Annotated in this window: 11 protein-coding genes; 8 read left to right on the top strand and 3 right to left on the bottom strand. The window is 30.9% G+C overall.

The annotated features are described in order from the left end of the window. Window positions 1–65 precede the first annotated feature (65 nt). From DIS07_RS00350 to DIS07_RS00315, 8 genes are all read left to right on the top strand, one after another. Window positions 66–1,409: a coiled-coil domain-containing protein gene (locus DIS07_RS00350; RefSeq protein ID WP_109403232.1), complete on the top strand. Its 1,344-nt coding sequence runs from the start codon at window positions 66–68 to the stop codon at window positions 1,407–1,409. A gap of 95 nt (window positions 1,410–1,504) precedes the next feature. Further along, a complete protein-coding gene (locus tag DIS07_RS00345) occupies window positions 1,505–2,554 on the top strand; it encodes a hypothetical protein (RefSeq protein ID WP_109403231.1) in 1,050 nt (349 codons plus the stop codon). A gap of 37 nt (window positions 2,555–2,591) precedes the next feature. Next, window positions 2,592–4,550 carry an AAA family ATPase gene (locus DIS07_RS00340; protein ID WP_109403230.1) on the top strand — a complete coding sequence of 653 codons (1,959 nt, stop codon included), beginning with the start codon at window positions 2,592–2,594 and terminating at the stop codon, window positions 4,548–4,550. Further along, the gene (locus DIS07_RS00335; RefSeq protein WP_109403229.1) at window positions 4,543–5,124 is read left to right on the top strand and encodes an NUDIX domain-containing protein; all 582 of its coding nucleotides are present in this window, start codon (window positions 4,543–4,545) and stop codon (window positions 5,122–5,124) included. The genes DIS07_RS00340 and DIS07_RS00335 overlap by 8 nt, the downstream gene beginning before the upstream one ends. Before the next feature lie 51 nt (window positions 5,125–5,175). After that, the gene (locus tag DIS07_RS00330; protein WP_109403228.1) at window positions 5,176–6,411 is read left to right on the top strand and encodes a DUF6638 family protein; all 1,236 of its coding nucleotides are present in this window, start codon (window positions 5,176–5,178) and stop codon (window positions 6,409–6,411) included. Between the two features lie 166 nt (window positions 6,412–6,577). After that, entirely contained in the window at window positions 6,578–6,934 is a 357-nt protein-coding gene (locus DIS07_RS00325) for a four helix bundle protein (protein ID WP_109403227.1), read from the top strand. 112 nt (window positions 6,935–7,046) lie between these two features. Next, window positions 7,047–7,571, top strand: a complete 525-nt coding sequence (locus DIS07_RS00320; protein WP_109403226.1) for a hypothetical protein — start codon at window positions 7,047–7,049, stop codon at window positions 7,569–7,571. 109 nt (window positions 7,572–7,680) lie between these two features. Next, complete coding sequence (locus DIS07_RS00315; protein WP_109403225.1) at window positions 7,681–9,369, top strand: DUF2909 domain-containing protein; 1,689 nt, start codon at window positions 7,681–7,683, stop codon at window positions 9,367–9,369. Between the two features lie 304 nt (window positions 9,370–9,673). Here the strand turns inward: DIS07_RS00315 and DIS07_RS00310 are convergent, their stop codons facing one another. The 3 genes from DIS07_RS00310 to DIS07_RS00300 are packed head-to-tail and all read right to left on the bottom strand — an operon-like array spanning window position 9,674 to window position 13,930. Next, a complete protein-coding gene (locus DIS07_RS00310; protein ID WP_109403224.1) occupies window positions 9,674–10,615 on the bottom strand; it encodes a DUF3883 domain-containing protein in 942 nt (313 codons plus the stop codon). Further along, on the bottom strand, window positions 10,596–12,548 hold the full coding sequence (locus DIS07_RS00305) for an SNF2-related protein (RefSeq protein WP_109403223.1): 1,953 nt from the start codon (window positions 12,546–12,548) through the stop codon (window positions 10,596–10,598). Before DIS07_RS00305 ends, DIS07_RS00310 begins: the two co-directional genes overlap by 20 nt. Continuing rightward, on the bottom strand, window positions 12,548–13,930 hold the full coding sequence (locus DIS07_RS00300; protein ID WP_109403222.1) for a hypothetical protein: 1,383 nt from the start codon (window positions 13,928–13,930) through the stop codon (window positions 12,548–12,550). The genes DIS07_RS00305 and DIS07_RS00300 overlap by 1 nt, the downstream gene beginning before the upstream one ends. Between the last annotated feature and the right edge of the window lie 2 nt (window positions 13,931–13,932).

Genomic DNA, 13,932 nt, shown 5'->3' with positions numbered 1-13,932 from the left:
AATTCAAAAAAAATAACGAAATTGCTTGTCTAAAAATTGTTCAACTTAAAAACACAAAAATAACTATGTCTGATGATTTTGATTTATTAGAAACAAATGCTAACCAAAAAAATGAAAAAGTAGATGTAAATTGGGGGAAAGCGATAGATACAATGAAGTCTAAATTAGCACAAGAAGATGATCCTGAGTCTCGCCAAAAAATATTAAATGCTACTTTAGATGATGTTGTTCATATGGCAGAAAAAGATAGAACTACACTTTTAGATGCTATTAAAGATTTAACAGATTATCAAGACGAAGTTGGTATTAAGTTCGAGAGTTTTTCAGCACTAAATGCAGAAGAGCAAAAAGTAATTGATGATGCGCAAAAAGCATTGGAAAGAGCAAGAATCGAATTAGAAGATGCTCAAAATAAGCCAGATACTTGGTGGAATAACCTTTGGGGAAGAAAATCCAGAATTAGAAGAGAAGAAGCTGAGTTTAAAGAAGCAGAAAAAGTACGCGCAGGAGCTGATAACAAAGCAAAAGCAATGTTTCAAACACGTATAGAAAGTGCAGATATTCAAACCTTATTAGATGAGCTTTCATTCAAATCTCAAGCAGCTGTTACACGTTTAAAAAACAGAGAAGTAGAGATTAAAGAAGTAGAGGAGAAGTTGAAAGATGCTATTGTAGAAGCCTCTAAAAATCATACGAAAGCTTTAGAAAAAAAGAAAGAAATAGAAGATAAATTAGAAGAGCAATATGCGTTGTTAAAACAATCTCGTCAAGAATTAGATGAAATTGCAGACAAACAATCTACTGAATATTCTGAAGCTATTGGTAAAGTAACTACCATTGAGCAAAAAGTTGAGGAATTAGAAGGTCTTAAAAATGCCTACACAACTTTAGCGGCTAGTAAAGATAGTTTTGTGCATAAACACAATTTAACGATTAAAGTATTGACCTCTTTACGTTCTAACTTGCAAACGCATAGAGCAAAATTAAAGTCTGATACTGAAGAAAGATTGAAGTATTATGATGGTTATGTTGTGGCTTTAAAAGCAAGAACAGACCAAGAATTTGCAGCGATTTTAGAGCATTTAGGTGTAAAAACGGATGAACATATTGGTGAGACCTTAGCTTCAATGCATTCTGCAAGTGCTAGAGCTCGTCAAGAAATGATGGATAATATTCCTGTTCATGAAAAAGTGATGAAAGGTGTGTATAGTACCTATGCTGAGGCTTTACAGGAAATTCGTGAGAAAGATGTTGATATTCAAAAGAACTTTGCGGATAGATATGGAATTGATATGAAAGAGATTTTTGAAGATTATTACAAAGCGGATGCGAATGCTCCTTCTGGAAATGATGACGAACCTACTTCTTCTCCAAAAAAGGAATCTTCTAACGACGATATGTTATCATAAGAAAGTCAGCAGTAAGCAGTCTTCAGTTGGCAGTCATTTTTTGACTTAATAACGGTGACTGCCAACTGCCTACTGAAAAACTGCCTACTGAAAATATGATTACTACTCCATTAGATTCAGCTGAATTAAACTCGAAAGAGCAATACGTTTTTTATCATAAAATGGTCGATTTTGTGTTGAAAGAACTCATTGTTAGAGTGCAACAACAAGGTCTATGCAATCATCAAGAATTATTAATTTTTAAACAATATTCAGATTTATTATTGTATTCAATAGAAGCAATGCGTATTAAATATATGTATGATGATGAAGACAATATGAAAGTCGATTTAACTGATTCTGGTTTTCCTAATTATTTGGAGTTCCGATATTTGTTCAACGATTTAGAGTTAAGAAATCAATATTTAGATAAATTAACTGATACGCATACTTTAAAAGAAGAATTTTTAGATACGCTTCTAAAAAAGAAACAACCTGTTAAAAGAGATAGACTGTTTCAAGCATCATCAATTGTGTATTATAAATCTGTCAATCAACAGTATATTTTTAACAAGTTTGTGCAAGGTAAAATTGTTGAAGCTCCTAAGAATAGCAATGGAGAGCATTTAACCAGTTGGAGTTTTTACGATGTAAGTACAAACAGACCTTATATCTGTTATATGTACTTTAATTACGAAGGCAACCGTATAATGGATCAAAAAGAAAAGATTTATCAAGTTTTAAAAGAAAGTGCAGATAGAGAAATGTCTTTAGATACAATGGCATATCATATCGATAGAAAACTACCAGAAATAGAACCTAAACATATAAAAAGAATTGATTTAGGGCCTTTTCATAATGTTTTTGCCAAAGATGAAAATGAAATCACACATGCTATTTTAAGTGGAATCGCACAAAAAGACATTCCTTTAGAATCTTACGCTTTTTCTGTTAAGATTGATGAAGTTTTTTCTGGAGATACATTTAGAGAGGGTAATTTCTTTTCAAAGCAAACGCTACAAAAATGGAGTGAAGTTATCAAACAAAAATATGTTTTTGCACCTCATAGAATTATTCAGTTGTTACACAATCAAGTACCAGAAGTTTTACACAAACTTGCAAAACAACCGATACAACTGGCAGATTTTAATTCGCCTTTAAAATAATTACAGTTTTTCGATTCACTTAAAACTAAAAAAAATTATGGAACACAACTCAACTTTTCCTATCAAAAAAAATGAATTAGATGTGCTTCGCGATGAAGCTTCAGGATATTTAAAATCTGTACAATGGGAGCAAAGTAATAGAGCAAAAAATAAAGAAAAAGACACTAAGGACGATTCCATTTTATTGTATTTGTCTAGAGCAAATAACGGAAGCAATGTCGAAATAACTTCGGTTTCTAAAACAATTTTGGCTTTAAAAAAGAGATTGTTGCCAGATTCTATTGCCATTCCTGTGCTTTTAAATCAAACTTTATATGCAGTTCAAGAAGGAATTACGTTAGGAATTTGGATCAAAGACAATTATTACGATGCCTCAGGTTTATCCTCTTTAAATGAGCGTAAATCAGCATTAGATTCTCAAGGAAGACGTGAATATGAAAGCAAAATGCAAACAGCAACTGCTTTTCAGTTATTTGCAACATCCTATAAAATTTTACACGATTTAAAGCCTCACGCCTCTGATGATTTATCCGTAATGAAACAAAAATTTGCGGGTATTCCTGAAGTTTCTTTGCTGTCACCTTTAAAAGGAATTGCGTGTGCTTTGTTTTATTATGATAAATATTTAGGGCATCCAGAAATTATAAAATCAGACAAAGATGTCATCGATTTTACCGTTGTTTTTTATGAAGCCTTATTGGATGAAATTCAACTAAGAAAAAGCAGTTTAGAATACACAGAAACCATTTTAGACAGAACGTATAAATTAGAAAATTCTGATTTTGCCGTCTCTGGTTGGGAAAACGTTTTTGCGGGAACTGCTAAAAGTGTGGAGTTCAATAAAATTCAGTTTGAACAAATTGTAGGAAATAAAGATGCGAAACATTTTGCACGTAGATTAACAGAAAGAATGTTGAGCTACGATTTTGATGCGCAAAAAAACCCGTTTCAAGAATTAGGCGGATTTATGCCTGTTTTTATGGGATATGGAATTCCAGGAACAGGAAAATCAATGTTAATTGCAGCCATTGCCACACGTTTAAAAGAACATTGTGATAATTTAGACATTCCGTTTTTGTTTCATCCAATGCCAGATACTTTAATTTCTACGTTTCAAGGAGGAAGTGCAGAAAAAATGGTAGAGTGGATGAAGCCAATGCAAGATCCAACTCGATTAATTTTTGCACCAATTGATGATGCAGAAAATAATTTACAAGAAAGAACTGCACAAGGCGTTTCTGCGGGTGTAAAAGAAGTTATCGGAGTTTTCTTGCGTTATACAGAAGGTGCATATGCTGTAAACTACGGAAATTCATCCATAGGATTGTTTACCAATCTTCCAGAAATGTTAGATAAAGCTGTGATTTCTCGTGTGCAAGGTCGTTTTAAAATTGATGGAGCAAGAACAGAAAACGACTTTTTAGATCAAGATTATATTTGGTGGAAAAAGCTTGAAAAGACTATGCCCGATTTTGTGAATATGCAAAATCCGTCGCATTATGAGTTTTTAAAAGACCAAGGTTTGGCAAAAAGTATGGGCGATATTTTAAGCGCTGTAGAAAAACCATCAGAAGAACGGGTTTTAGAAGTTTATGATAGAGCAGAAAGAAATCATAAATCGAATGAACATTTATTCTTTGCCATTTTATATAAAGAAATTCAGAAGATTTTTCCATTCTTTTCATCAAGAGATGTGCGTAACATTCAGTCTGCAATTTCTTTGCGATTAACAGATTTTGATTTAGAACAAGATTGGTTTGAAAATCCTGAAATTTATTTCAAAAAAGATTACGAAACCAAGTTTAATATGTTGCAAGAATTGATGAAAGCCAATATGAAAGGCTTGGATTTTTCTGAAATTAGAAGACAAGAAGTGGTGCGTTATTTAGACAATGTGGCAACCATAGCAGATACCGATTTTAAACGTAAAGTAGATGCAAGAGTTAATCAAATGAATATCGATTTAGAAGCAAGAAAACAGTTTAAAAATGAGTAATCGAATCAAAAATGTATCCTCAAAAGTAATTTCCAATTTCTGGGCAAAATTAGAACAAGTCAGTTTCGATTTTGTTTTTAAAAACGGAAAAACAGAACGACTAACGCACGAAGTCTATGGGAAAAATGATGGAGTAGCAGTGTTGTTGTACAATCCATCAACAAAAAATGTAATACTTTCCAAACAGTTTCGAATTCCGATGTATGTTGCTGGGGTAAAAAACGGGTTTTCAATTGAAGTTGTAGGTGGAGCCATAGACCCAAGTGAATCTCCAGAAACTTCGGTAATTAGAGAAACCAAAGAAGAGGTGGGGTACAATATCAATCAACTACAAAAAGTGGCGACTATTTTTCTATCACCAGGATTAATGAAAGAACAAGTGCACTTGTATGTTGCAGCGTATAAAGATGAAGATAAAATTGAAAAGGGTGGAGGTTTAGCTTCAGAAAGCGAAGAAATTGAAGTCTTAGAAACTAATTTTTTGGATGCTTTACAAATGATAGAAAACGAAGAAATTATCGATGCAAGAACCATTATGTTGTTGCAATATCTACAGATTCATAAATTAATATAACAAAACTGTCATTCCTGCACAGGCAGGAATCTATGAATAGTAAAAAAGTAAATGGATAAACTCATAAAAGCAAATTTATACAGAAGCGAATCAATTTCTATTAGCGGAAAATTGGTAGAACGTTATAATAAGTGCTTGTTAAAATTAGGATTTACAAAAACCAAACTCAAAAAGTTTACTATTGATGGTTTAGGCTGGAGTCCGGAAATTGCAGAAGAAAAAGGAGAGAAATTCTATTTAAATAATGGTGAAGCAAACACACACGCCATTATTATTACTCCCAAGCAAAAGGGGTTGCCTGTGTATAATCCTTTTCATTCTTTTGATGCTGAATTAATGAAAGCAGTGTTTAAAAAGCACGAAAAAACCATTAACGATATCACAAGAGATTCTGCTATTTGTATCGATTTTGATCAAAAAATAGATGTGTTTTATGAGCCTTTAGATGTGTTAAGGTATAAAGACATCGTTATTAAATTTCATTTGATTGATAATTTAAACAAAGCAAAAAAGGAGCAATTAAAGTTGATAGAAACGTTTAATTACGAAAACAATTTTATTGATGAAAAAGTGCATCAACAGTTGTTAGCCTCTGCAAAAAAATATGGAGATTTAAGAACAAGAAACCTTACTTTAGAAGATATTGTTTTTACAACAGAATCTTTTTATACCAAAGCTTTTGGGGGAATTTACTTATTAAGAGATTTAGCAATTCCTGTTTTAATTTTTGAAGACGAAGAAGCTTACAAAGAGGCTATTAATGATACCACTTATGATGTGTTAATGTATCATATTTCGCACTCTGAAATGATTGAAAAGTTGATTAGTTACAACGTCATCGAATTAGAATTAGAGGAAGAAAACACCAAGAAAAGATATCAGAGAATTCAGAAATTTATTTTTTCATCTTATTTAAAAGAAACCAGACATCCAATAAAAGAGATTTTACAAGACGGAATTTTATTCAAGAGTTATTTGAATAAGATGGATATTTCTTCGAGAAAAAAAATAATGAGTTTAGAGCGTTTTTTAGACAAAAAGAAAGTTTCAAAAAACATAGAACCCAAAGAAATTATAGAAGAAGAAATTTATATTGCGTTGCACAAACCTCATTCGTCGTTAAAACCAAATGACCAAGATTTAATTTGGAGTTTGTTGGTAAACATTGCACCCAAAGACGTGTTGTTTTTATATTGGTATGATAAAGAGCAATTTTATGAGAGTTTTAAAAACTATGACGATTCGTTACAAGATTGGATAATTGAGACGATTTTGAGTGGGTTTTAGGTTTGAAGAGTGAAGAGTGCAGAAGGAAGTAGGAAGCGTGCAGGGTGAAGAAGGAAGAAGGAAGTAGGAGGTAGGAAGTAGGATAGTAGGAAGTTTGGAGTTTGGAGTTATTAGAGTAAAGAAGAGATATTTAGAAAAATGCTATATTTATAAAAAAAGAAAAAGAATGAGTTTTAAATTTGAAAATTTACTGATATGGCAAAAATCTATGGATTTAGGAGAGCAGATGAATATTTTGTCAAAAGGCCTTCCTAAAGAAGAAATTTATAATTTGTCGTCTCAATTAAGAAGAGTATCAGATTCTGTAGCTTTGAATATTTCAGAAGGTTCAATTTTACAATCTAACGCTGAATATAGAAAGTTTTTAGGGTATTCAATACGTTCTTTAGCCGAAGTTGTTACTTGTTTACACAAAGCAATTAGAAGAAAATATTTATCACAAAACGACTTTGAAATGCATTATAAAAATTGTTTCGATTTAATGAATATGACAATTGCATACAGAAATAAAATAAAAAAATAATAAAGTATGAAGAGAGAAGTGCGAAGTTTGAAGACCAATAAAAGTCAGATAGGAAACTCCTAACTTCAAACTCCCAACTTCCAACTTAATTCAACTTCCAACCCATAAAACTATGACACTAGAACTAATTATATTTATTGCATCTATTTTATTTGGCGCCCTAATTTATTGGCGTGAATCACAAAAGAATGGGGTGTATCGTTTTTTTAATAAGCTGATGAATTCTAAAGAACTACAAATGAAAGTCTCAGATAAAAAAGGGTTCGTATATCAACAACCATTTTTCTTAAGACTCATTTTTATCACTGCATTATTTTTAATAGGAATTGTAATTGTTCGTTTTTTAATTCCTATTGATCTAGCGACAATTTCCCTATTCGCTTCAATGATATTCGGAACAATCCTAGGAACCTATTTAGCAGGATTTATTTTCAAATCCTCAGAGGTTATTGAAGAGCAATCAGAATCTTTAGAAGACAAGTTGCAAGAAGTGATTGAAAAAGGAAAGGACTTTATCGAAGAAATCAAAACGAAAGAAGCAGAAGTTGTAGAAGAACCTAAAGAGGTAAAGTCAGAAGCAAAACCAGAAGAAAAAAGCGCTAGAGAACGTTTAAAAGATAAAGGGTTTTTAAAGTAATATTAGTTTGAAGTTGGAAGAATGAAGTTGGAAGAAAAACAAAGGATAAAATAATTAAGTATGAGTGAGAAACTTCAAACTTCCCACTTCATACTTCAATCTCATAAATATGTTAAAAAGTTATTGGCAAAAAGGAAGTAAGCAAAAAAGAAATTTAATAGTACTAGGAATTCTCCTTATAGGATTGTTATTCTTTTTACGTGATGATTATCAACCTGCATTATTGTTTGTAAGAAAATTTATTTTCATCATTTTGTTATGTTTTACCATTTTGTTTTTTGGGTTAAGAAATTTCAGAAAATCAGCTAGCACAGGCAAAAGAATCGGAATTTTAGTCTTTCTATTCGCTTTTTTTGGAATCTTATATTACGTAGGGTGGAATCTTAAATTCTACGATTATATGAAAACCTACAACGTTTTTAACGATTTAAATAAAATCGAAATCCAAGAATTGCCATTAACTCAAAACGAACGAATTCAGCCACTAAGAAACATTTTTTCAATGGCAAACGAATCTGTGGGAGAAACCAAAGATGTTTCCTTGCCACATTTGGTAAGAGTAGATGGCAACAATCAATGGACAATGGCAATTCAGCCAACAGAAAAATACTATTGGCAAGGATTAAAAGACAATACAGAAGAGGTGTTTTCAGTATCCAGTACAACTCCTTTTCCGCGTTTTTCGAGCGAAAATAGAATTCCGGTTACTTTCTCAATTGGCGAATCATTAAAGTTCAGTAGAAACACCTACAATGCTGTTGTGCAGCGTTTAAATCCCTGGATGTTATTCAATTACGAACCCAGTGATACCTATTATATGAAAAACGATAAAGGTGCTTGGGTACAAGTGGTGAGTTTAATAAAATGGAGAGGTTTCTTTTTTCCATATCCAACTTTTGGAGGCGTAATGATTGTAGAAAATGGCGAACACAATTGGAAAGATTATCTAGAGAGAATCACCATTGGTAAAGGAACTTTTATCGCTCCAGAAGAAATGAAAAATCACCAATACTTAACCAAGCAAAATACCTTGGCAGAAAAAGTATCGCGTTTGCAAGCAGAAAGTTTAAAGTTTTTAGCTGGCTTTTCAGACCCTTTACCTTGGAATATGAAAACCGCAGTAAAAATTCCAGATTTACCAGACGATCAAAATCAACAACCTTTTGTAACCGATTTCGATTTTTCGGATACTAAAGTAGGTGCCTACAGTGGTTTGTATCATTGGTTTGGTTTAGAACCTGTTGGCGATGAAAGAACCAGTTTAACCTTTAGCGTGTTTATTCCTGCAGATGGTTCAGACACCTTGTATTATTACGATCACGCGTCTAAAAAACAAGGATATGCAGGCGTTTCTGCAATGCCTTTAAAAGTCATAGAATCTCGAAAAGAATACGATTGGTCTGTAAACAAACCCGTAGAATTTAGACCCTATATTAAGAATATTGCAGGTAGAAAACGGATGTTTTTCTTAAGTACCATTTCTGCGATTAAAAAAGAAAATGCGCAATTCGATGGTTCTGCAACACCAGATTTGGCGCTTATTGACAGCGAATACAGAGATGTGGTTTGGATAGACGCAAAACACCCAAGCAAGTGGAATGAAGAAGTGTACAAACAACTCAATGAAGCTTGGAGAACTAGCGAAAACCAGAATATCTATTTCGAAAAAGAGCAAAGCATTTTAGAAACCAATCGTCAGATTTTAGATTCTATCAAGCTCATTTCTAAACAAGCCAAAGACATCAAAGAAATTCAACGATTGCAAAAGCAAATCGATTCTATTAAAATGAATCAATAGCGTCATTGCGAGTTTACGAAGCAATCTTTTTATATAGGTTGTGTGTTTTTTTTGAAGCTATTTCCTGCTTTTCATTATATCTTTTTTTCGTTTCTCAAAAAAGGATGCCATTTCAATCAGGGCTAGACTTGTTTGCTGGCTATTAGATGTAAGACAGTTTTGTGTTATTTTGTTATTGGGTTTATACAACCAAAGGTGTATTTTATACCTTATTTTTGCTGAAAACAGCTAGTGTTAGAAAAATTACTCTTTTGCACTTTAAACTTTTTTCTTGATTGAAGTGAATTGCAAATGTGTAGGGCTTTTAGGGTTGGCTAATTAATTTAATCTTATAATTTTCAACTTGTTTGTCCCAATTTTCATTATTTAAAACACTCTCTATTGGATTTTGTTTCATAATGGGTTCATAATCTTTATTATTCATTTCCGATCTATTAACTAAATATATCCAATACTTTTCTAATTTTCGTTTTGCGACATTAACTTCATTTCTCGACCAATAAAAGTAGGGTATTTTTCCCTCATAAGATTTGACTTCTATAAATCTATTATATTCTATATCATCTATCTTATTATAGGAAGCAATATCATACCCTTCATTTACAATATACTGCGCGACCCAATCAATTTGTTTTTCGCCTAATCTTTTATTTTCAAATGCCAATACAAATTTTTCTGCTTCAATCCCATTAATTCGTTTTTGCTCTTGTTCCTTTTCAAATTCTTCTGGGGAAATTTTTTTTAAAGGCCTTCCCAAAAACTTTTTTGCTAAAGCATAATTTTTAATAATCACTATTCCTTTGTTGTCAGTTTTTATAAGTAGCCCTAAATTTTGAAGTATTGTGAAAAATACTCTATACTTAATTTGAACCGAAAAAATGTCAATTGAGATTTCATCTTCATTAATTGTGAATTTTGAATTAACAAACAAAGCATTGTTTAATTGTCTATTGTTTGTTAAAATAGAATAATAAAAAAAAATTAATTCATCTATAATTGTATTGGACTCAAACTGTATTCGTTTAGTAATTTTGTCATTGTTGTATTCTATATGTCTTGTCTTTGAAAGAAATGTAAGAATGAATTTTATATCAAGATCTTTTAAACTTGTAGTACGAGTAAGATTATAAAAAATATTTTTTGTGTTCTCTGATTTAATTTTAGAGAAATATTCAAGTCCCTTTTTTAGAGTTACTCTATTTGATTTGAGTAATAAATTATCAGTGTTATCTAGATCTATAATCATCAATAATATTTTGAATTAATATGGATCTTTCACTATCAATGTTTTCATCAAAAAAAGGAATATCGTGCTCAATAACGTCCATCATACGTCTAAACTTAGATTGTACACGATTATGGATGTCACTATCCGTTCTTCTATTTGAAATAATATGATAATAATTCGTTTCATAAGAGATTTGATTCATATCATCATCTAGCCATACTCTATGAATTCTATCTCTAGATTGAACATATGGAGCTGCGGCATACCATTGTTCAAAATAAATTGCATTATGACAAACTTTGTGCAAGGATATTGACTCACCTAATACTACAGGATTTGAAATAATATAATCTAATTCCGAATTCTTGAAGCTATTGATTATATTTTCTCTTGTTATATCATCTTCATTATTATTTTTAGATTTCTTCTTAGTTTCACCAATTACATAACCGCCTTTCAAACCACACGATTCCAGAAATTTATGAAGACGTTTAATTGAGTCGATAAAAATACCCCATAAAATTACTTTACCGTTATTTCTCACAATCTCCAAAACAAGGTTTTTCACTAAAATGTGTTTTGATGGTATATATTGAAAATTAAGATTTTTTACTTTGTTGGACAAAAAACTACCTAGTACATCTTCTAGCATTAATTTAGAATCAAATAATTCAAAGTTCTCTTCTTCAAAACTTAATAACGATTTATTTAATAAGTTTAAATTATTACAACTTTGAATCATTCGAAAATGTAAACTTTGCTTATTTCCATCACTTGTATTATTAGCAATAGCAGTTTCTAATCTATCATATACTTCAGATTCAAGTTTAGATAATTGATTTTCAATAATTGGATGATTAGTGAAATCAGGTAAATTTAAATTTGATTTTTTAATCCTAACGAAAAAGGGTTTAATATTGTCGATCAATTGATTAATGTTTGATTGAACTGGGTTCTGTGTTAGTCCTCTTAAAAAATCAGGTCTAAAACCAGTTACATTTCTTTCAGGATATATAAATTTAAAAATATTATAAAGATCCTCATATCCATTTGGAACAGGTGTACCAGTAAGAATTATTCTCGATTTTGCCCAATTTGCTAAGTTGAGAATATTACTAGCCCAAACTCCATCTAAACCCTTAAATTTATGAGCTTCATCGCAAACAAGCATTACATCATTCGCTTCTTTCTTTAAAAATATTAATAATTCGTCAAATAAAGAAGGAACAGATTGGTATGTAATCAAATACAATTCAAAGTCTTCATTTGTGATTCCTTTTAATGTATCTTTTTTTTTATTCACAGGAACTTCTCCGTTAATTCTAAAAGATTTTACTTTTTCCCCAAAACATTCCTCATATTCATCTTCCCAGGGTTTAAATGATGATGGAGGACCAATTATTAATAGTTTATTAACAAATTTATTTGAGTTCTCTTTTAGACTGTTTAAGTAAGCATATGCAGAATAAACAATAGATGTTTTTCCAGCACCTGGGACTGAAAAATTACAAGAATTTTGCGAAAAAGACATATGATAACCGCTTAATGCTTGTAATTTATAAAGTCTCCTATTTGAAAGCCTTTGTTCTATTACGTTACAAAATTTACCAAAGTCTTCAATATCATAATTATTTTCCCAGATTTTTTGCGCTTCCTCAGAAAAGTCTATGAAATTTTGCTGAATATTAATCTCCTTTTCTATAACATCATTAAATGCAGAATCAAATTTTATATCAAAAGTTTTTAATTTTTTAGTAATGGATTTCTGAAATTTATAGAGAAAATCACTATCAGAAAATTCTTCTTTTATTAATACAATTTTAGAATTGTCAGAAAGGTCTCTTTCAAAACTTGTCTTTAACCAATGTCTTAGTTTTGGTTTATTAAAAATATCTAATTCACCTGATATCTCAACTTTAGTTCCATAATAAGAGATTTTTAAATTAGACATTATTTAAGTGATTTCTTAAGGGATTCAGAGATTTTCCTAATTTTATTCACATAATTATAATTTCTTTGAATATTATCTTCTTCTATTAGGAGGTTTAACAGGTCTTCTTTAAGTTCTACTTTACCAGTCGACTCAAATAAATCTTCATCTATTAAATTATATAGTTTACCTAAAGCGTCACGTAAAAATTCTTCAGGCTTATTTTTATTTTCATTGTCAAGTAATTTTGACTCAGCTTTTCCTAAAGCTTCTTTAAAAAAAGGAGAAGCTTTTTTAGCCCAAATATTGTCTATTTTTTTAGCAGCATCTGAATGTGATAAACCTTCTTCGTTGACTACTGACTTTAAATCAGGTACTTCAATGTCATCAATTGATTCTAGATTTTCATTAAACTCTTCCCAGATTCTTTTTTTACTGAATATTGCTTTCTCCTTACTGTTTTTAAAGTACTTTTCCCTTATCTTCTTAGAATCCCATCCATTTTTTAACTTAGAATCTGCATTATAATTCCACCTTATTAAATCAAAGCCTAAATACTTATATTTTTCAAGATCATCATCATCTCTCTCCCAACCAGCAATTCCTTTACCATCAGAATATAGTTTATTCATATATTCAAGTTTGATAAATAAGTCTTCAGTATTTTCAAGTCGACTCCACATTTTATCAAAACCAATATATTCTAAATACTCGAGCATAAGTTTTCCAATTCTATACATTGTTTTAGCTTTCTTGCCATCTTTTTTTGGATCCTTGATGTTCATTACTTTACATAACTCTTCATATTTCATTTTGGGTGATGAAATATTAATAAAATTATCGACAAAGTCCATCACTCTTATATAAGGTTCAATAGCGCCATATTTAACTTTTTCATCTTGACCCATTTGAATTTCAGCTTCAAGACGTTTTATTTGGTATTCTTTTTCACCACCATCGCTATAGGTATCATCGAGTATTATTGTTTTAAACTGTCTGTTTAACCCTTCTTTATTTAATATCCTAGAAATCATAAAACGTCGATTCCCATCTACTACTATACCGTCTCTTGTAATTACACCTGGTGTTATTTGTTCCTTGTCACGTATATCATTTAAAGTTTTTTTATTGTCACTTAACGACTTTTCCCAAATCCAGTTATGAATTTTATCGTTAATATCATCGATGCTAAGTGTTGATAATTCTGTACCATTAATTTGAGTAAATTCACTTACTTCAGTTCCAATTCTACCATTTAAATAGTTAAATCTTAATAGGTTTGGCGGCACCTCATACACTTTTGCCTGTCTTAATTTGCCTAAATAAAAAATTGGGTATGTCCCTATTGGTTTTTTTTTATTTTTAATGTCTTTTATCTCTTTTTCAATATTAATGTTATTCATTA

Origin of the sequence: Polaribacter aquimarinus (assembly GCF_003129485.1) — a bacterium.
Lineage (GTDB): Bacteria > Bacteroidota > Bacteroidia > Flavobacteriales > Flavobacteriaceae > Polaribacter > Polaribacter aquimarinus.
Note: the sequence above shows the minus strand (reverse complement) of the source record. Positions and strands in the feature narration are given on the sequence as shown.